Source organism: Paraburkholderia sp. 22099 (genome assembly GCF_052045835.1).
Taxonomy (GTDB): domain Bacteria; phylum Pseudomonadota; class Gammaproteobacteria; order Burkholderiales; family Burkholderiaceae; genus Paraburkholderia; species Paraburkholderia terricola.
The window spans coordinates 21321-40151 of record NZ_JBQEPU010000011.1 but is presented as its reverse complement, the minus strand read 5'-3'; the positions used below and the strand labels follow the sequence as shown (position 1 = coordinate 40151).

Genomic DNA, 18831 nt, shown 5'->3' with positions numbered 1-18831 from the left:
TAGGGCTGGACTGCGTACGGAGAGCGTGGATTTGAGATGCGCCCCAGTCGCGGACTAGCGTCCCGGGAATTACTTAGCGCGAGTAAGGCGGATTCAAAAAATCAAGGAAGCCATTCGATTTTGGTCGCGACCGCTGCCGTTCTTTTAAACCTGGACATTGCGCATCGCAAGAAAAACCCGATACACATAAAAAGCCCTCGCATTAAACGAGGGCTCTCTACAATCAATTGCCCGGCAGCGTACGAGAAGCAGCGTTGCTGCGATTCACAGCGGCTGAATGTTCGCCGCTTGCTTGCCCTTCGGGCCGGCCTTGACGTCGAAAGAGACGCGCTGGTTTTCCTTTAGCGACTTGAAGCCTTCGGCGCGAATCTCCGAAAAGTGCGCGAACAAGTCCTCGCCACCCGAATCCGACGTGATAAAACCAAACCCCTTAGCATCGTTGAACCATTTGACGATACCCGTTTCCATTTCCTGTTTCCTTGATGAGTTTCAAATATCGCGCATTTGCGCTCGCGCCGAATTGCTTGCCATTTCATTCACCATTGAGGCCCTCACGGCTGTGCGCAAATCAGATTGAATGAAAGGGCACTGTCGTTATACGAGGAACGAAGAATTGGCGTCAAGCAAATTTTTCGTATGCATTTAGCCTGCATAGAGATAATGCGCGGTGCGTGCCAAGTTAAAAGAGCGTCACTCATCCCGCTGCAATCCGGCCGATTCGGGTCTTGTTACTGGATTAAAAACTGCTTATGCCGGATAGCGGGAAAATTTTCAGATTTCATCCTAAAATATGTAACAAAAGATGTTTTTCCGTAAGTGTTTGTCCGAGTTGTTGGTCCCGAGTCGGCGCATCATGATGGAAATCACCTAGTAGTAACGCGTATCAGGAGTTCACCATGCTGTTCAACCAATTGCGACGTTTTATCAGTTGGCTCATCCAATCGCCGTTTGAGGTTTTCTCCGACTCATCTACGCTGGAGTTCGATCCCATGTGGCATGGAGATCATTGGCAAAACCTGTTGTCATCGCCGATGGACGCGCGCCGTTACGTGATGGAAGACTGGAGCGTCCCTCGCCTGGTCGATTGGACCGACGTGGACGGGCCACTGCCGGCGCACTGAGTACGTCCCTCTCCGAGACCGGCGGGCGAAAAAAAAGCGCGACTAGGAAGTCGCGCCGACAAAGGTTTGGAGATCTTTTTCGTCAACGAAAAAGTCTGCTTCGGAAAGCAGAAACCTGAGTATAGCTGCTCGGTCTCGCGTGATTGTTTACATAAATAACAATCATCTATTGCAATACCGACAACAATCATTTCGTGGTGATTTCCAACGTTGTTTTCTCGCATCGAACGCTGTAGTAAATGAGCAACGCTGTTTGGTTGACACGCGATCCCCATCGTTCCAATAACCGCGAAAGCCTTTGTTTATAAGGCTCGATCCGCACGGCGCATCGTTTCTTATCGCGTAATACTTTATTGCAAAAATCGGAACGCCCACGGCCCAAGCCGTCTCCCTACACTTTGCGTAATTGGAAACCGGCGCGTTCAGACTGCGACGCGCGCTTATGCGGACCACGCCTCTCGCAGCGCCCGCGTGAAGGTTTCCTGAAGCCAGGGTTCCATTACCCACTCTCGCTCTCGGAGTTACAACATGAAAAAGACTCTCATGGTCGCGGCCCTCACGGGCGTGTTCGCAACGGCTGCACATGCTCAAAGCAGCGTCACGCTGTACGGCTTGATCGACGCCGGTATTACTTACACGAACAACCAACATGGCCACAGCAACTGGCAAGAAACGAGCGGTTCGGTGAACGGCAGCCGCTGGGGCCTGCGCGGCGCTGAAGATCTGGGCGGCGGTCTGAAGGCCATCTTCACGTTGGAAAACGGCTTCGGCATCAACGACGGTTCGCTGAAGCAAGGTGGTCGCGAATTCGGCCGTCAGGCGTTCGTCGGCTTGTCGAGCAACCAGTTCGGCGCCGTCACCCTCGGCCGTCAATACGACAGCATGGTCGACTATGTCGGCCCGCTGGCATTGACCGGCACGCAGTACGGCGGTACGCAGTTCGCGCACCCGTTCGACAACGACAACCTGAACAACTCGTTCCGGGTCAACAACTCGGTCAAGTTTCAGAGCGTCAACTACGGCGGCTTCAAGTTCGGCGGCATGTACGGCTTCTCGAACCAGGCCGACGGCTTTGCGAACAATCGCGCTTACAGCGCGGGCGCATCGTATAACTGGGGCGGGTTGAACGTCGCTGCGGCTTACCTGCAATTGAACAGCAACGGCGCAACAGGCGCATCCGCAGCGTTCAATAGCGGTGGTGCGGTGTCGAGCGACAACACGTTCTTCGCCGGCCGTCAGCAAACGTGGGGCGCGGGCGCGAACTACTCGTTCGGCCCGGCAACCGTCGGCCTCGTGTACTCGCAAACGAACCTGTCGGGCCTCGCTGGCATCGGCCAAGGCGCATCGGGCCAAACCGGCGGTATCGGTTTCGCCAACAACAGCGCTCACTTCCAGAACTTCGAAGCGAACGCTCGTTACGCTCTGACGCCGGCGGTCAGCATCGCCGGTTCGTACACGTACACCCGTGCGAGCCTGGCTGGCACGCGTCCGCACTGGAACCAGTTCAACCTGCAAACCGCGTACGCATTGTCCAAGCGTACCGACGTGTACCTGCAAGGCGAATATCAGCAAGTCAACGAAAACGCCGTCGTCGATGCCGACATCAACGGTCTGGCCGCTTCGGGCAACAACAAGCAAGTTGCTGTGACCGCAGGTCTGCGTCACCGCTTCTAAAGCGGCGAGCAGTACCCGCACTATGAAAGAGGCGCCGTTCGCGGCGCCTTTTTTCATTGATGCCGCAAATAGAAGCGCGCGCTGACGATATGGGATAGACCGGTTGTCAGATGTCGAATCGGAGCGCACCAAGCACTTGCTCCGTACGGCGGGCGCTAGAGATCGCTGGCCCAGCAACCGCGGACCCGCGTGCCATGCTCGACGCAATTCCATGGATTGAGCGCACGGGCGAGCGCTGGCTATATCTGCCCACCCACTTTCCGCCATAACAAACCTGTTACGCGAGGTATCTGAGCTGGAAACGCAACGGCACGCTCGAGCAGATTCGCGCGCTGCCCGGCGTTCAGGACTCTCTTGCGCGGGGCACCAAAGCAGCGCGAAGCGCACCACCCTCCTTCGTCTCGCCCGCCTATTGCGACACGACGGCGCGCGGCGCCGGTCTAGCCACCGTTGTCAGGCGGCGGATATTTGACGTCGAGTATATCGATCGGCTGCGGTCCGGCCGGCGTATACAGCGTCACCGTATCGCCGATTTTTGCCTTGAGCAGCGCGCGCGCAATTGGCGAGATCCAGCTCACATGACCGATGTCGAGATCGACCTCGTCGATGCCGACAATCGTCACGCTATGCACCTCGCCGTCTTCCGTCGCGTATTCGACGGTCGCGCCGAAGAACACCTGATCGACGTTTTCCTGTTTGCTGCTGTCGACGACTTCGGCAAGGTCGAGGCGTTTGGTCAGAAAGCGGATTCGCCGATCGATTTCGCGCAGCCGGCGTTTGCCGTAGATGTAATCGCCGTTCTCGGAGCGATCGCCATTCGACGCCGCCCACGACACAAGCCTGACCACCTCCGGCCGCTCGACGTCGATCAGATGCAGCAGTTCATCACGCATGCGCCGGTAACCGGCCGGCGTGATGTAGTTTTTCGTACCCGCCGGCACTTCCGGCTGGGCGACGTCGAGGTCGTCGTCATTCTCTTCACTCGACTCTTTGACAAAGGCCTTGTTCATGATGGTCCGTTAACCGCAGCAAGCGACTGCCTACCAAGGGTACACGATCGTGACCATGAGACAAATCGCAGTTACATGCTTCCCTTTTTCAAAAGCTTTGCTATAATCTCGTTTCTGCGTGCGGCTGTAGCTCAGTTGGATAGAGTACTTGGCTACGAACCAAGGGGTCGTGGGTTCGAATCCTGCCAGCCGCACCACTTATTCGAGGGCCTCCCTCCGGGGAGGCCCTTAGTTTTACCCGGTTTCATCGCAGCATCATTGCGCGAGACGCTACCTGTTTTAGCGTGCGGCTGTAGCTCAGTTGGATAGAGTACTTGGCTACGAACCAAGGGGTCGTGGGTTCGAATCCTGCCAGCCGCACCATCCGCACATGCACAAGGGCCTTCCGATCGGAAGGCCCTTTGTTTTTATGTCCGGCGTCCGTGATTACGCTAGCTTGAGACCCCGCCACGCCCGGCAACCTCAGTGGCTGTCTACATTCAGGCCGTTACCGCGGCGGCGACTTGATATCGCCGATCCGGCCATCCGGGGTCGGTACGTCCTCGGCGAAATCTTCCGCTGTTTGCTCGCCGATCGCATGCGCCCGCTCGCCCATCAGCGTCTGCGCCTGACGTATCACGTCGCCCACGCTATCGCCGAAACGGCTTTCGACGAAAGCCCGCAGCAGCGCAACCCGCAACGACTCGCCTCGCCCTTCCACGGCTCCTCGCCCGCCATCGAATTCGGCGACACAGTGCGCCACGCCGTGGTCGGTCCGCTCACGCACTTCCAGCCGTCGCACCCGATCAAGGACCGCCGTGGCCGCCTCCCACGAGGTGGAGGGCGTGAAGCGGCCGTCCCACGGACGACCGCGGTCATTGCCGATGATCGAAACGGTTTCGCCGCTGTCGGTGAACTGGATTTCGCGCACGAAGTCGTGCAGGCTGCGAGCGACCCAATAGTCGAGCGCAAAGCCGTTGAGGTCAGCTACTTTCATGAGCGTTCTCCCTGATTTTCAGATGAGACTCGCTGGTGACCGGCGGGTTCAGAGTGGAACGAAGGAGGCCCGAAGCGCAGCGGGCCCAATCCAAAGGCGCCCTGGAGCAAGCCCTAGATCAGTAATCCGCCCGCTCGCGGTCGATCCGCATGCCGCCGTCGTGCCGATGATGCCCTTCCTCGCTCGGCCGTTCACGCGCTATACGCATCACGTCCGGGTTCGTGCGCACCCTGCGCATCACATTGGCGAGATGGACACGATCGCTCACCTGGATCACGAAGCGCAGCACCGTGGATTCCTGCGACAAATCCTCGTCCATCGCAATGTGAACGATGTTCGCGTCCGCCGACGTGATGTCGGCCGCCACGCGGGCAAACACGCCCTTGGTGTTCTTGACCAGCACCTTCACGGCAACGTCGAACAGACGTCCGGGCTGCGGCGCCCAGGCGACGTCGATCCAGCGGCCCGGATCGCGCCGGTGAATCCGCTGCGCGACACGGCAATCCGTGGTGTGGATCGCCATGCCGAGGCCGATGCCGATATAGCCCATGATGTCGTCGCCCGGAATCGGACGGCAGCAGGCGGACAACTGCACCGACATACCCTCCGTGCCGGTGATGACGACCGGCGGCGCATGAGGCAACCCGGATTCGGAGCGCGAGCCGTCGTCGTCGGCATCGCGGCCGCTCATCAGCACCTCGATGCGCTTGGCCATGACTGCCGCGACACGCCGCCCGAGACCGATGTCCGCGAAGATTTCCTGACGATTCTTGTTACCCGTCCACTGCACGAGCTTTTCCCACGCTTCGGGCGTCACGTCCGACAACGCGAGGCCGTAGCCCTTCAGCGCCTGATCGACCAGGCGCTCGCCGAGCTGCACGGATTCGTTCAGACGCATCGTCTTCAGATAGTGGCGGATCGCCGAACGCGCCTTGCCGGTGCGCACGAAACCCAGCCACGCCGGATTCGGCTTCGAATACGGCGCTGTAATCACCTCGACGATATCGCCGCTCTTCAACTCGGTACGCAGCGGCAGCAGTTCATTGTTGATCTTCACCGCGACGCACTGGTTGCCCAGGTCGCTGTGGATCGAATAGGCGAAGTCGAGCGCGGTGGCGCCGCGCGGCAACGCCATGATCTTCGACTTCGGCGTAAACACGTAGACCGCATCCGGGAACAGATCGATCTTGACGTGCTCGAGGAATTCGCTCGAATCGCCCGCTTCGCTCTGAATGTCGAGCAGCGATTTCAACCATTGATGCGCACGCTTTTGCACGTCGTTCAGATCGGCGCCACCGTTCTTGTACAGCCAGTGCGCGGCCACGCCCGCTTCCGCGATCTCATGCATCTTGCGCGTGCGCACCTGGAACTCGATCGGCGCGCCAAACGGGCCGACCAGCGTGGTGTGCAGCGACTGATAGCCGTTCACCTTCGGAATCGCGATGTAATCCTTGAACTTGCCCGGCACCGGTTTGTAGAGCGCATGCAGCGCGCCGATGCACGTGTAGCATTCCAGTGCGCTGTCGACCACCACGCGAAAACCGTACACGTCGAGCACCTGCGAGAACGACAGTTGCTTGTCGCGCATCTTCTTGTAGATGCTGAAGATAGTCTTTTCGCGGCCGGTGACCTCCGCGTCGAGCTTCGCGTCCGCAATGGCGCGCTGCACCGACTCCAGGATCTTGCCGACCACCTCGCGCCGATTGCCGCGCGCGGCCTTGACAGCTTTTTCGAGCGTGGCGTACCGGTGCGGATTGAAGTTCGCGAAGCTGAGATCCTGCAACTCGCGATAGGTATTGTTCAGACCGAGCCGGTGCGCGATCGGCGCGTAGATATCGAGCGTTTCGCGCGCCACGCGGCGGCGCTTTTCATGCGGCACCGCACCGAGGGTGCGCATGTTGTGCAACCGGTCGGCGAGCTTCACCAGAATCACGCGGACGTCGCGCGCCATCGCCAGCAGCATCTTGCGGAAATTTTCCGCCTGCGCCTCCTCGCGATTGCGAAACTCCATCTTGTCCAGCTTCGACAACCCGTCGACCAGTTCCGCGACCTTGGCGCCGAATCGCTCGGCGAGTTCCGCCTTGGTCACGCCCTGGTCTTCCATCACGTCATGCAGCAGCGCCGCCATGATCGCCTGGGCGTCAAGGTTCCAGCCGGCGCAGATTTCCGCGACGGCGACAGGATGCGTGATGTAGGGTTCGCCGCTCTGGCGATACTGGCCGAGGTGGGCTTCGTCGCTGAAATGGAAGGCCGCCTTGACCTCCTTGATCTCTTCCGGCTGCAGATAGCCGGACAAGGCGGACGTCAGCCTGGCAATGGATACGACGTCATGCCGGCGCGGTTGCTCCGGCGTGGCGGTCGGCCCGAACAGATGGCGAAACGACTGTTCGAGGACCGCGTCGATGTACTTCCGTGCAGAAGAGGGCGAGTCGGCGTCGTGTTCCACATCCGTGGCGGTGGGCGGGGTAGCACTCATGGTCGCCTCCGTAGCGGTTAGGGTTGGACGCCGATCTGTACGTTGATGCGATTACATGCGGGAGATAAGCCGCGATCGGAACGGAACGGGGCGCCTTAAACCGGCACCTTCTTCAGCATTTCGACGCCGACCATTCCCGCCGCGATTTCACGCAATGCGACGACCGTGGGCTTGTCGCGGCTCTCGATCTTCGGCGTGTGCCCTTGAGCGAGCTGACGCGCGCGATAGGTTGCGGCAAGCGCCAGTTCGAAACGATTCGGGATCTGTTTGAGGCAGTCTTCGACGGTAATGCGGGCCATGTTGGGTTCCTTCTCAGTATGTTGCTTATTCTACCTTATGTGCTCGACACACCACCGCGCTCACGCGTGCGGCAGGTGAATGCCGAGCTGCACGAAAAGCTGCGTATGACGCGCGTATTGCGAGCCGAAACGCGAACGCGTGGCGGCCACGAGGCACCGCAGTTCGCCGAGCGCGCGATCGAAGTTGTCGTTGATCACGACATACTCCGCTTCGGCCGCGTGCGCCATCTCGCTACCCGCAGCGAGCAGGCGGCGCGTGATGACGTTCGGCTCGTCCTGGCCGCGTTTTTTCAGCCGCTCTTCGAGCGCTTCGAGCGACGGCGGCAGGATGAAGATTTCCACTGCGTTATGAAACTGCTTCTTCACCTGCTGCGCGCCTTGCCAGTCGATTTCGAGCAGCACGTCATGGCCGCTTTTCATCTGCTCCTCGATCCACACACGCGAAGTGCCGTAGTAGTTGCCGTGGACTTCCGCGCTTTCCAGAAACTCGCCCGCGTCGTGACGCCTCATGAAATCGTCGACGGTCGTGAAGTGATAGTGCTCGCCGTCCTGTTCCTTCGGGCGCGGCGGGCGCGTGGTGTACGAGATCGACAGACGGATCGCTTCGTCGCCGGCGAGCAGCGCGTTCACGAGCGTCGACTTGCCCGCGCCCGACGGCGCGACCACCATGAACAGGTTGCCCGGATAAGCGCCGGCGTAGGGATTGCGCGGTGCGCCGGTTTCGCGTGTAGGGTCGGTCATGTTCGTGTTGCTCCAGCCTTATTCCAGGTTTTGTACTTGCTCGCGCATCTGTTCGATGAGCAGCTTCAAGGTCATCGACGAATCCGCCAGTTCTTTCGCGGCCGCCTTCGAGCCGAGCGTGTTCGCCTCGCGATTGAGCTCCTGCATCATGAAGTCGAGCCGCTTGCCGACCTTGCCGCCCTTCTCGATCACATGACGCGTTTCGTTCAGGTGAGCCGTGAGGCGCGACAGTTCCTCGGCGATGTCGATGCGGATGCCGTACATCGTCACTTCCTGGCGAATCCGTTCGTTGATCTCCTCGCGCGAGACGATGGTCGCGGCCGTATCCGGCGCGGCGATGCCGAGCGCTTCCTGCAAACGTTCGACGATCTTCTGCTGGTGCCTGGCGATCAGCTCCGGCACGAGCGGCGTGATCTTCGTGACGATCGCTTCCATCTCGGTGACGTTGGCGAGCAGCATCGTCGCCAGTTGCGCGCCTTCGCGGGCGCGCACGTCGATCAGATCGGTAATCGCCTGCTTGCCGCAGGCGAGCACCGCGTCGCGCAGCACGTCCTGCGCCACGCCGGTTTCCGCGAGCACGCCCGGCCAGCGCAGAATTTCGCCGGCGCGCAGACGTTCCGCTTCCGGGAACGTGGAGAGCACCATGCGCTCGAGCAACGCGAGTTGCGCCAGCGTGTCGTGACTGATCGACCCCGCGTTGGCGGACTGTTCGCTGCGCTGCAGGTTGATGCGGATATCCACCTTGCCGCGCGAAAGCTTGTTCATCAGCATCTCGCGCAGCGTCGGTTCGCACACGCGCACGTCTTCGGGCATGCGGAAGTTCAGATCGAGAAAGCGCGAGTTCACCGTGCGCAGTTCGACCGAGACGCTCACGCCGCCGGTGCCTGCCGCCGCGACGAGTTCGCGTGTCGCGCTCGCATAGCCAGTCATGCTGTAGATCATCGTATTTCTCGCGATTGTGGCCATGCGTTCGACGATGGCCGGAGAGTCGAATCGCCCGGCGTGTACGAGGCGCGGGGCGGGGAATTCGTATTATCCCATCTTTGGCGATAGAACCCCTTTGAGATGCCCGCTGCACGTGGGCAACCGGCCTGCCCGATCGGCTGTAAAATTGCGCTTTTCCTTCCGCCTTCCTCACGACCAAACCCACTATGACCGACACCACCCAACGCCCCAGCGGCCGCCAGGCCAACCAGCTGCGCGACGTGCGCATCACGCGCCACTACACGAAGCATGCGGAGGGCTCGGTGCTGGTCGAATTCGGCGACACCAAGGTGATCTGCACGGCGAGCATCGCGGAAACCGTGCCGTCGTTTTTGCGTGACCGTGGTCAAGGGTGGCTCACCGCCGAATACGGCATGCTGCCGCGCGCCACCCACACCCGCAGCGACCGCGAAGCGGCGCGCGGCAAGCAAACCGGCCGCACGCAGGAAATCCAGCGTCTGATCGGCCGCGCGCTGCGCTCGGTGTTCGATCTCGAAAAGCTCGGCGCGCGCACGCTGCACATCGATTGCGACGTGATCCAGGCCGACGGCGGCACGCGCACCGCCGGCATCACCGGCGCCTTCGTCGCCGCGCACGATGCGGTGACGAAGCTGCTCGCCACCGGCCGTATCGAAACCTCGCCGATCAGCGATTACGTCGCCGCGATTTCGGTCGGCGTGTACGACGGACTGCCGGTGCTCGACCTCGATTACGACGAGGACTCGCAATGCGACACCGACATGAACGTGGTGATGACGGGCGCGGGCGGTTTCGTCGAAGTTCAGGGCACGGCCGAAGGCGTGCCGTTCTCGCGCGCTGAAATGAACGCGCTGCTTGATCTGGCGAGCGACGGCATCAACACGCTGATCGCGAAGCAGAAAGAAGCGTTGGAGCACAAGGGTGAGTGAAGGTCGTCAAGGCAACGGCGCGATTGCATCAGGTTCGCCGTTGACAAAAGTCGTGCTGGCGTCGAACAACGCGGGCAAGCTGCGCGAATTCGCGGCGCTGCTCGGCGCGGCCGGCATCGAATTGATTCCGCAAGGCGAGTTGAACGTGCCGGAGGCGGAAGAGCCGCATCCGACTTTCATCGAGAACGCGCTTGCCAAGGCGCGTCATGCGGCGAAGCTCACCGGCCTGCCCGCCCTCGCGGATGATTCCGGCCTGTGCGTGCGCGCGCTGCGCGGCGCGCCGGGCGTCTATTCGGCGCGTTACGCGCAACTGGCCGGCGGCGAGAAGAGCGATGCCGCGAATAACGCGCGCCTCGTCTCCCTGTTGAAGGGCGAAGCTGACCGGCGCGCGTATTACTACTGCGTGCTGGCGCTCGTGCGTCACGCGGACGATCCCGAGCCGTTGATCGCGGAAGGCCGCTGGCATGGCGAGATTCTGGACGCGCCGCGCGGCCGGCATGGCTTCGGCTACGACCCGTACTTCTTTTTGCCCTCGCTGAATGCCAGCGCCGCGGAACTGGAGCCGGCGGTGAAGAACGCCGGCAGCCATCGCGCAATGGCGTTGCGGCAACTGCTCGCGCGTTTGACGGAGGAAGCGTGATTCCGATCAGACCGGCGCCGGCCGATATCGGCAATGGCGTCATCAAGGCATTCACGTCGCCGGGCAGCATTCGGCTGACGTCGCTGCCGCCGTTGTCGTTGTACGTGCATTTTCCGTGGTGCGTGCGCAAGTGTCCGTATTGCGATTTCAATTCGCACGAGTGGAAAGGCGAGACATTTCCCGAGAACGACTATCTCGACGCCTTGCGCGCCGATCTGGAGATGGCGCTGCCGCTCGTCTGGGGACGCCAGGTGCATACGGTGTTCATTGGCGGCGGCACGCCCAGCCTGCTGTCGGCGGCCGGGCTCGACCGCATGCTCTCCGACGTGCGCGCGCTGCTGCCGCTCGACGCCGACGCGGAAATCACGCTTGAAGCCAACCCCGGCACCTTCGAAGCCGACAAGTTCGCGCAGTTTCGCGCGAGCGGCGTGAACCGCTTGTCGGTGGGCATCCAGAGTTTCAACGAAGCGCACCTGAAGGCGCTCGGCCGGATCCACGACTCGGCGCAAGCGCGTCACGCCGTCGAAGTCGCCGCGACCAGGTTCGACAACTTCAACCTCGACCTCATGTTCGGCCTGCCGCGGCAGACGCTCGCCGAATGCCAGGCGAACGTCGAAACGGCGCTGTCGTTCGCGCCGCCGCATTTGTCGCTGTATCACCTGACGCTCGAACCGAACACGCTGTTTGCCAAATTCCCGCCCGCCTTGCCCGACGACGATGCCTCCGCCGATATGCAGGACTGGATTCACGAACGCACGGCGGCGGCCGGTTACGAGCGCTACGAGGTGTCGGCGTATGCGAGGCCGCATCGTCAGAGCAAGCACAATCTGAACTACTGGCGCTTCGGCGACTATCTCGGCATCGGCGCGGGCGCGCACACCAAGCTGTCGTTTCCGAATCGCGTGTTGCGTCAGGCGCGCTACAAGCATCCCACCACCTTCATCGAGCAGGCCAAGGCAGGCGCGGCAGTGCAGGAAGAGCACGAGGTCGGACCACGCGATCTGCCGTTCGAGTTCATGCTGAACGCGCTGCGGCTGGTGGAGGGGTTTCCGGTGCATCGGTTCATCGAACGCACGGGCATGTCGATGACGTCGATCGAACCGGCTTTACAGGAAGCGGAACAGCGCAAGCTGATTACGCGCGACCATGAAAAGATTGCGCCGACGCCGCTCGGCCAGGCGTTTCTGAACGATTTGCAAGCGCTGTTTCTGAAGGATTCGCAGTGATTGCGGGCTGGCCGGACGCCGCAACGAGGTTTTTTCAGGTTACAATTTGCGGCTTGGAGGTGTGGCCGAGCGGTTTAAGGCACCGGTCTTGAAAACCGGCGAAGGAGCAATCTTTCCGTGAGTTCGAATCTCACCGCCTCCGCCAGATCATCAATGCAAAACGGACCGCGAGGTCCGTTTTGCGTTTCTACTGGGCGTGATAGCAATCAACGCGCAATGAACGAGTCGGCTCGTCTAATCTGATCGACTTGTGGTCCGCTCCGGTCGCGCCCCTCGCTGTTTTTTGCCACCACCACCTAAACCAGCGCGGTCGCCTCAACCTCGATCTTCAATCCGTAATGCAGTTGCGGAACCGGCACGACCGCACGCGCCGGCCGTGCGTCGCCGGCCCATTGCGCGTAGATCTGATTGAAGCTCACCCAGTATTCGACATCCGCGATATAGACGCGCACCTGCACCAGTTGCGCGATGCTGCTGCCGGCGCCTTCCAATGCGGCCCGTAGATTGGCCAGCACCTGCTCGGCCTGAACCTCGAACGAGGCGCCGGAAAGCTTCTCGCCTTGCGCATTGATCGGCAACTGTCCCGACACGAAAACAAAACCGTTGGCGATCGCGACGTGACTGTAATGACCGCCCGGTTTCGCGAGGTTGACGGGGTTGTCTGTATGCGGCAAACGAAGGGCCTGCTGGCTATCAGCCATGAATCCGATTCCGAAGGTGGTGACTATGCTGCGCATGCCCACGCATATGAGCCGCATGCGGCTCGATCGTGCGACCGCAACGGCTTACGCGAAAGCATGGAGAACGCTCGCAGAGAGACAACGCGGCAAACCGACACCGCGATATTTCGCGCGATCAACCGTTCCAGCGAAAGAGCCGGTGCAGACCGCCCGTCCCCCGCCCCGCGCATCACACATCACACGCCAAGCGTCTCGAGCTTCTCGCGCGCATCGGCGCAACGGCGATTCAGATCGCGATGCATCAACTGGCTGTCGAGCAATGTCGATACGTCGGACAATCCGTAATCAAAGCGCAAGACGTATTCGATATCGGTGTAGTCGTGATACGCGCCGCTGTCCGCCAGCTTCTGCGCTTCGGCAAAAGCGGCATGCTGCCGTTCGCCATTCATCAAGTCTCTGATCGCCATGATTGCCGCTCCGAGGAACAGTGACACCATCATAGCAACGCAAATCAAACTGCACGGTCGCGCGCGCGCAACACCTGGTGTTTTCCGTAGCCGTCGCGCGGCGAGGTCAACTCGCCATCAAGCGGCGGCAACGGGCACCTTCGTTCCATGCCACCGGACGACCAGGATCCGCCCGACGTAGCACAGCGAGCCCGCGACGCCAACGACAATGCCCATGCCCTTGGGCGAGCCGTCCTCCCAAAGTCCGACCGCGAGGCTCGACAACGCGCCCAGCGCCAACTGCATCGCGCCGAACACCGCGGCCGCGGCGCCGGCATTCGCCGGATAGCGGTGCATCAGATCGGTCGTGCAATTGGCGGATAACAGACCCACCACGCCGACCACGAAAAACAGACCGGCCACGATCGACCACAACCCGCCCCATCCCGTCAGCGACACGAGGCAGACGAACAGCGAAGCGATGCAACTGACGCTGGCCGAAAACGAAATGATCGGCAGCGACCCGAGCCGGCCGACGAGACGCGTGTTCATCAAGTTGCCGAGCATGATGCCGACGATATTCAGCGCGAACAGAAAGCCGTAGTGTTGCGCCGACACGTGGAAATATTCGATGTACACGAACGGCGTCGCGGTGATGTACGCGAACATGGAGGCGAACGCCATGCCGCCGCACATCATGTGCCCCCACGCGACCGGATCGCGCAGCAACTTGCCGTATGCGCCGAACGATTGCAGCAAGGCCGACTGCGCACGTTTCTCGCGCGGCCACGTTTCAGGCACCTTAAGGAACGCGGTCACCGCGCACACCGTCCCGAACAGCGTCAATACGACAAACACGACGCGCCAGCCGCCGAGCAGCAGCAACTGCCCGCCGATCAACGGCGCCAGCAACGGCCCGATCGAGGTGACGATGGCGAGCATCGACAGCACGCGGGCGGCGTCGGTCGGCCCGTGCGCGTCGCGCGCAATCGCGCGCGCCAGCACCGAGGCCGCGCCCGCGCCCAGTGCCTGCACGAAGCGGAACACGATAAGCGATCCGATCGAGAACGACAGCGCGCACGCCACGCTGGCCACCGCATACATGACGATGCCGCCGAGCAACACGGGTCGGCGGCCATACGTGTCCGACAGCGGACCATAGAGCAGCATGCCGATCGAAAAGCCGAACATGAAGCTGGTGAGCGTCGTTTGCGCGGCGCCGGTGCTGATGGCGAACGCCTGCGCGATGGTCGGCAGGCTCGGCAAATACATGTCGATGGAAATCGGTCCGCACGCGGCAAGCGCACCGAGCAACAGAATCAGCCGGCCATCGGGCCGGCGTCTGACGACGTGAGACATGGGAATCCAGATGAAGCGCCGCGCCGTGACCGGCAGCGAAGCGGTGAAACAGGGAAAACAGCAGCTTGACGGCCTCGATTGTACGCGACGGTTAAAGCGCCGCCGCGTCGGATCGCAATCGGGCGCCACATGAGAATGCGCCTGCGGCAAGCGCGTCGCCGATCGGTTAAGCTGCCGCCTGAACCCCGCGGACGCTACGCTTGGTGTGTCCGCCGTGCCCTTTGCCCACCGTTCCGCCTGGACCTTTCGATGACCGCATTCCTGCTGATCTGGAGCCCCAGGAAATGGCCGTGGCCCGAATTGCCCGACGTCGCAAAGCGTGTCGCCGCGGGTATCGCGGTGACTGACGTATGGGGATGCGGATTCGCTCGCGGCATCCTGCCGGGTGATCGCGTGTTCCTGCATCGCGTCGCCCAGGAGCCGAAGGGCATTTTCGGCTCCGGTTACGTGACGCGCGCCCCCTATGAGGTTCCCGACCCGGCGACCAAACGCGGCTACCGGCTGTGCATCGACTTCGTCTACGACTGGCTGGTCGATGCGCACGAGAGCCCGGTGATCCCACGCGAAGCGTTGCGCGTGCATCCGTTCTCGGTGCAGACATGGGATGCACAGAGTTCCGGCACCGTCATCAAGCCGATCGCCGAAGGTGCATTGGAAAAGCGTTGGGCCGAGCTCACCGGCAGGCGCAAACCGCCGGGATTCGATGCCGCGCCGGCGGGACCCACGCGCTCCAGCAAGGTCACCGCGCATGCGGCCGCTGCTGAAAAAAGCGCGGCGCAAGGTCGCACGACGATCAAGTCGGACACGTCGGACGCGTCGCCAACACCGTCGAACCAAAGCGCGGTTACGGGCGGGACCAAGGCGGCAACCAGGGCTGCGACGAAACCCACGACAACGACACGCAAGCGGCGTCGATGAGCCACGCGCGCAATCACTGCGTGCAAGCCCAGCCTGGCAGGGGCTACCGCAAAGCCTGTTCACGCTGACTCCGGTACAATTTCGCCACTCACCCCGGCGCCGCGCGAACCGGCTGCACGCCCCACGCGCCGCCGCGCTACCCCAATTCCATCCATCGTCATGTCCAAAAACGAAACCCTCTTCGACCGCGCGCAACGCACCATTCCTGGCGGCGTGAACTCGCCGGTCCGCGCATTTCGCTCGGTCGGCGGCACGCCACGCTTCATCGAGCGCGCCCGAGGCGCCTACTTCTGGGACGCGGACGGCCAGCGTTACACCGATTACATCGGCTCGTGGGGCCCGATGATCCTCGGCCACGTCCACCCGGAAGTGCTCGAAGCCGTGCAGCGCGTGCTGGTCAACGGCTTTTCGTTCGGCGCTCCGACTGAATCGGAAGTCGAAATCGCCGAGGAAATCTGCAAGCTGGTGCCCTCGATCGAACAGGTCCGCATGGTATCGAGCGGCACCGAGGCGACCATGAGCGCGCTGCGTCTCGCGCGCGGCTTCACGAACCGCAGCCGTATCGTCAAGTTCGAGGGCTGCTATCACGGCCACGCCGACAGCCTGCTGGTCAAGGCGGGTTCGGGCCTGCTGACCTTCGGCAATCCGACTTCGGCAGGCGTGCCGGTCGACATCGCCAAGCACACCACGGTGCTCGAATACAACAACGTCGCGGAACTCGAGGAAGCGTTCAAGGCATTCGGCAACGAAATCGCCTCGGTGATCGTCGAGCCGGTCGCGGGCAACATGAACCTCGTGCGCGCCACGCCCGAATTCCTGCAAGCGCTGCGCCGTCTGTGCACCGAATACGGCTCGGTGCTGATTTTCGACGAAGTGATGTGCGGTTTCCGCGTCGCGTTAGGTGGCGCGCAAGAGGTCTACGGCATCACGCCGGATCTGACGTGCCTCGGCAAGGTGATCGGCGGCGGCATGCCGGCGGCGGCTTTCGGCGGCCGGCGCGACATCATGGCTCACCTCGCGCCGCTCGGCGGCGTCTATCAGGCGGGCACGCTCTCGGGCAATCCGATCGCCGTTGCCGCCGGTCTGAAAACGCTGCAACTGATCCAGGCGCCGGGCTTCTACGACACGCTGGCCGCGCGCACCACGCGGCTCGCGCAAGGTCTCGCGACGGTGGCGCGCGAAGCCGGCGTGCCGTTCGCGGCCGATTCGCTGGGCGGCATGTTCGGGCTGTACTTCACCGAATCGATCCCGGCGAGCTTCGCCGAGGTCACGCAGAGCGACGTGCCGCGCTTTAACGCGTTCTTCCACAAGATGCTCGACGCCGGCGTGTACTTTGCGCCGTCGGCTTACGAGGCGGGCTTCGTTTCCATCGCTCACGACGACGCGATCATCGACGCCACGATCGACGCGGCGCGCGGCGTGTTCGCCTCGCTCACGGCCTGAACCCCGCAACGGACGCAACGCAAACCGTACCGAAGCCTGAACCGAAGCCCCATACTGCCTAGCCACCGTACCGACCGGACCCCGATGTTCTCGCAAACCGACTTCGTCCATATGGAACGCGCGCTCGCGTTAGCCAAGCGCGGCATGTACACGACCGACCCCAATCCGCGTGTGGGTTGCGTACTCGTCAAGAACGGCACGGTGATCGGCGAGGGCTTCACGCAACCGGCCGGGCAGGACCACGCCGAGATCCGCGCGTTGAAAGACGCGCGCTCGCGCGGTCACGATTTGCGCGACGCCACCGCCTACGTGACGCTCGAACCGTGCAGCCATTTCGGCCGCACGCCGCCGTGCGCGAACGCGCTGATCGAAGCGCAGGTCGCGCGCGTGGTCGCGGCAATGGAAGATCCGAATCCGCAAGTTTCCGGGCGTGGCCTCGCGATGCTGCGCGACGCCGGCATCGAAGTACGCTGCGGGCTGCTCGCCAACGAAGCGCATGAACTGAACATCGGCTTCGTGTCGCGCATGACGCGCCGCCGCCCGTGGGTGCGGATGAAAGTGGCGGCCTCGCTCGACGGCCGCACCGGCTTGCCCTCGGGCATCAGCCAATGGATCACCGGCGAAGCGGCGCGCGCAGACGGTCATGCGTGGCGTGCCCGCGCGTCGGCGATTCTGACCGGCATCGGCACCGTCAGGGAAGACGATCCACGCATGACGGTGCGCGCCGTCGACACGCCGCGCCAGCCGCGGCGCGTGCTGATCGACAGCCAGCTCGACGTGCCGCCTGAAGCGCAGATCCTGGCCGGCGCATCCACGTTGATTTTTTGCGGCAATCTCGACCAGCGTCATACCGAGCGCGCCAACGCGCTGCGCGATCGCGGCGCCGAAATCGTGCAGTTGGCGAACGCCGCCGGCAAGGTCGACCTGCCCGCCATGCTCACGGTGCTCGGCGAGCGCAACGTGAACGAACTGCACGTGGAAGCGGGCTACAAGCTGAACGGCTCGCTGCTGCGCGAAGGCTGCGTCGACGAACTGCTCGTCTATCTCGCGCCGAGCCTGCTCGGCATGGACTCGATGAGCATGTTCAATCTGAGCGCCCCCGAAACGCTCGAAGGCCGCGTCAAACTGAATTTCCACTCGATCGACCGGATCGGCGACGATCTGCGGATTCTCGCGCGCTTCGTGCCCTCGGTCGCGCCTGAGCATACCGCCGGCCCCGGCACCGATCCGGCATCCCCACCCGTTTCGAATTGAGCAAGGAATAGCACGATGTTCACAGGAATCGTCGCGGCAGTCGGCCGCATTGAATCAGTCAAGCCGCTGGGCACGGACGGCGACGCGGGCGTACGGCTGAACGTCGAAGCCGGCGGCCTCGATCTCGAGGACGTGCAGCTCGGCGACAGCATCACGATCCAGGGCGCCTGCATGACGGTGGTCGCGAAAACCGCGCATTCGTTCGAAGTGGACGTGTCGCGCGAAAGCCTGAACTGCACGGCGGGCCTCGGCGAACCCGGCGAAGTCAATCTCGAGAAGGCGCTGCGCGCGCGCGACCGGCTCGGCGGCCATATCGTCTCCGGCCACGTGGACGGCCTCGGCACGGTCACGCATTTCGCGCCGGTCGGCGAATCGCACGAACTGCGCGTGCTGGCGCCGCGCGAGATCGGCCGCTATCTGGCGTACAAAGGCTCGATCACTGTCAACGGCGTGAGTCTGACCGTCAACTCGGTTAAAGATCGCGACGATGGCTGCGAATTCTCGATCAACCTGATTCCCCACACGGTTGAAGTCACCGCCCTCAAGCATCTGCGCGAAGGCGCGAAGGTGAATCTGGAGATCGATCTGATCGCGCGGTATGTTGAGCGCATGCTGTCGGCGGCGTCAACCACGGGTCGGTCGTAGTTCGTTGAACCAGGCGGAGTCCCCGGTTCAG

General features: G+C 62.3%; 20 protein-coding genes and 3 tRNA genes. 13 read left to right on the top strand and 10 right to left on the bottom strand.

What is annotated here, in order from left to right; translation table 11 throughout:
* Positions 1 to 264: 264 nt before the first annotated feature.
* Positions 265 to 468, bottom strand: a complete 204-nt coding sequence (locus ACTJLC_RS12825) for a cold-shock protein (RefSeq protein WP_064268598.1) — start codon at positions 466 to 468, stop codon at positions 265 to 267.
* Positions 469 to 896: 428 nt separating this feature from the next.
* Between ACTJLC_RS12825 and ACTJLC_RS12820 the strand changes: the two genes are divergently transcribed.
* On the top strand, positions 897 to 1121 hold the full coding sequence (locus ACTJLC_RS12820; RefSeq protein WP_310121467.1) for a hypothetical protein: 225 nt from the start codon (positions 897 to 899) through the stop codon (positions 1119 to 1121).
* Between the two features lie 528 nt (positions 1122 to 1649).
* The gene (locus ACTJLC_RS12815; RefSeq protein ID WP_073427090.1) at positions 1650 to 2795 is read left to right on the top strand and encodes a porin; all 1146 of its coding nucleotides are present in this window, start codon (positions 1650 to 1652) and stop codon (positions 2793 to 2795) included.
* Positions 2796 to 3235: 440 nt separating this feature from the next.
* Here ACTJLC_RS12815 and greB read toward each other — a convergent pair whose 3' ends face one another.
* Entirely contained in the window at positions 3236 to 3805 is a 570-nt protein-coding gene (gene greB, locus ACTJLC_RS12810) for a transcription elongation factor GreB (protein ID WP_154873394.1), read from the bottom strand.
* Positions 3806 to 3925: 120 nt separating this feature from the next.
* On the opposite strand from greB, the gene ACTJLC_RS12805 reads away from it, so the two are divergent.
* Together ACTJLC_RS12805 and ACTJLC_RS12800 are read left to right on the top strand one after the other, a co-directional pair.
* Positions 3926 to 4002: transfer RNA gene (locus tag ACTJLC_RS12805), tRNA-Arg, on the top strand.
* An 89-nt stretch (positions 4003 to 4091) separates the two neighbouring features.
* Positions 4092 to 4168 (top strand) — tRNA-Arg (locus ACTJLC_RS12800).
* Positions 4169 to 4292: 124 nt separating this feature from the next.
* On the opposite strand, the gene ACTJLC_RS12795 is transcribed toward ACTJLC_RS12800, so the two are convergent.
* The 5 genes from ACTJLC_RS12795 to ACTJLC_RS12775 all read right to left on the bottom strand — a co-directional run bounded on the left by ACTJLC_RS12795 (position 4293) and on the right by ACTJLC_RS12775 (position 9239).
* The gene (locus ACTJLC_RS12795) at positions 4293 to 4781 is read right to left on the bottom strand and encodes a phage protein NinX family protein (RefSeq protein ID WP_114163071.1); all 489 of its coding nucleotides are present in this window, start codon (positions 4779 to 4781) and stop codon (positions 4293 to 4295) included.
* A 118-nt stretch (positions 4782 to 4899) separates the two neighbouring features.
* Entirely contained in the window at positions 4900 to 7257 is a 2358-nt protein-coding gene (locus tag ACTJLC_RS12790; protein ID WP_073427087.1) for a RelA/SpoT family protein, read from the bottom strand.
* Positions 7258 to 7352: 95 nt separating this feature from the next.
* A complete protein-coding gene (rpoZ, locus tag ACTJLC_RS12785) occupies positions 7353 to 7556 on the bottom strand; it encodes a DNA-directed RNA polymerase subunit omega (protein WP_073427086.1) in 204 nt (67 codons plus the stop codon).
* A 60-nt stretch (positions 7557 to 7616) separates the two neighbouring features.
* On the bottom strand, positions 7617 to 8297 hold the full coding sequence (gmk, locus tag ACTJLC_RS12780; RefSeq protein ID WP_073427085.1) for a guanylate kinase: 681 nt from the start codon (positions 8295 to 8297) through the stop codon (positions 7617 to 7619).
* Positions 8298 to 8315: 18 nt separating this feature from the next.
* On the bottom strand, positions 8316 to 9239 hold the full coding sequence (locus tag ACTJLC_RS12775) for a YicC/YloC family endoribonuclease (protein ID WP_440844138.1): 924 nt from the start codon (positions 9237 to 9239) through the stop codon (positions 8316 to 8318).
* Between the two features lie 209 nt (positions 9240 to 9448).
* Between ACTJLC_RS12775 and rph the strand changes: the two genes are divergently transcribed.
* The 4 genes from rph (at position 9449) to ACTJLC_RS12755 (ending at position 12200) form a co-directional block, all read left to right on the top strand.
* Complete coding sequence (rph, locus tag ACTJLC_RS12770; RefSeq protein WP_114163073.1) at positions 9449 to 10189, top strand: ribonuclease PH; 741 nt, start codon at positions 9449 to 9451, stop codon at positions 10187 to 10189.
* On the top strand, positions 10182 to 10829 hold the full coding sequence (gene rdgB, locus ACTJLC_RS12765; RefSeq protein WP_440844136.1) for an RdgB/HAM1 family non-canonical purine NTP pyrophosphatase: 648 nt from the start codon (positions 10182 to 10184) through the stop codon (positions 10827 to 10829). Before rph ends, rdgB begins: the two co-directional genes overlap by 8 nt.
* Entirely contained in the window at positions 10826 to 12055 is a 1230-nt protein-coding gene (hemW, locus tag ACTJLC_RS12760; RefSeq protein WP_440844134.1) for a radical SAM family heme chaperone HemW, read from the top strand. Before rdgB ends, hemW begins: the two co-directional genes overlap by 4 nt.
* Before the next feature lie 55 nt (positions 12056 to 12110).
* Positions 12111 to 12200, top strand: a tRNA-Ser gene (locus ACTJLC_RS12755).
* Between the two features lie 151 nt (positions 12201 to 12351).
* Here ACTJLC_RS12755 and ACTJLC_RS12750 read toward each other — a convergent pair.
* The 3 genes from ACTJLC_RS12750 to ACTJLC_RS12740 all read right to left on the bottom strand — a co-directional run bounded on the left by ACTJLC_RS12750 (position 12352) and on the right by ACTJLC_RS12740 (position 14540).
* A complete protein-coding gene (locus tag ACTJLC_RS12750) occupies positions 12352 to 12756 on the bottom strand; it encodes a RidA family protein (RefSeq protein ID WP_073427080.1) in 405 nt (134 codons plus the stop codon).
* A gap of 215 nt (positions 12757 to 12971) precedes the next feature.
* On the bottom strand, positions 12972 to 13202 hold the full coding sequence (locus tag ACTJLC_RS12745) for a hypothetical protein (protein WP_073427232.1): 231 nt from the start codon (positions 13200 to 13202) through the stop codon (positions 12972 to 12974).
* A gap of 117 nt (positions 13203 to 13319) precedes the next feature.
* Positions 13320 to 14540, bottom strand: a complete 1221-nt coding sequence (locus ACTJLC_RS12740) for a Bcr/CflA family multidrug efflux MFS transporter (RefSeq protein ID WP_310121446.1) — start codon at positions 14538 to 14540, stop codon at positions 13320 to 13322.
* On the opposite strand from ACTJLC_RS12740, the gene ACTJLC_RS12735 reads away from it, so the two are divergent.
* The 5 genes from ACTJLC_RS12735 (at position 14539) to ACTJLC_RS12715 (ending at position 18800) form a co-directional block, all read left to right on the top strand.
* Positions 14539 to 14673, top strand: coding sequence for a hypothetical protein (locus ACTJLC_RS12735; RefSeq protein ID WP_310130114.1), 135 nt, complete (start codon positions 14539 to 14541; stop codon positions 14671 to 14673). The genes ACTJLC_RS12740 and ACTJLC_RS12735 overlap by 2 nt on opposite strands.
* A gap of 116 nt (positions 14674 to 14789) precedes the next feature.
* Entirely contained in the window at positions 14790 to 15458 is a 669-nt protein-coding gene (locus tag ACTJLC_RS12730; protein ID WP_310130111.1) for a hypothetical protein, read from the top strand.
* Positions 15459 to 15617: 159 nt separating this feature from the next.
* Positions 15618 to 16901 (top strand): glutamate-1-semialdehyde 2,1-aminomutase, encoded by a 1284-nt coding sequence (gene hemL / locus ACTJLC_RS12725; RefSeq protein WP_310130109.1) that lies wholly within the window; start codon positions 15618 to 15620, stop codon positions 16899 to 16901.
* 84 nt (positions 16902 to 16985) lie between these two features.
* A complete protein-coding gene (ribD, locus tag ACTJLC_RS12720; RefSeq protein WP_073427078.1) occupies positions 16986 to 18155 on the top strand; it encodes a bifunctional diaminohydroxyphosphoribosylaminopyrimidine deaminase/5-amino-6-(5-phosphoribosylamino)uracil reductase RibD in 1170 nt (389 codons plus the stop codon).
* A 15-nt stretch (positions 18156 to 18170) separates the two neighbouring features.
* Positions 18171 to 18800 (top strand): riboflavin synthase, encoded by a 630-nt coding sequence (locus ACTJLC_RS12715; protein ID WP_310130106.1) that lies wholly within the window; start codon positions 18171 to 18173, stop codon positions 18798 to 18800.
* The last annotated feature ends 31 nt before the right edge of the window (positions 18801 to 18831 follow it).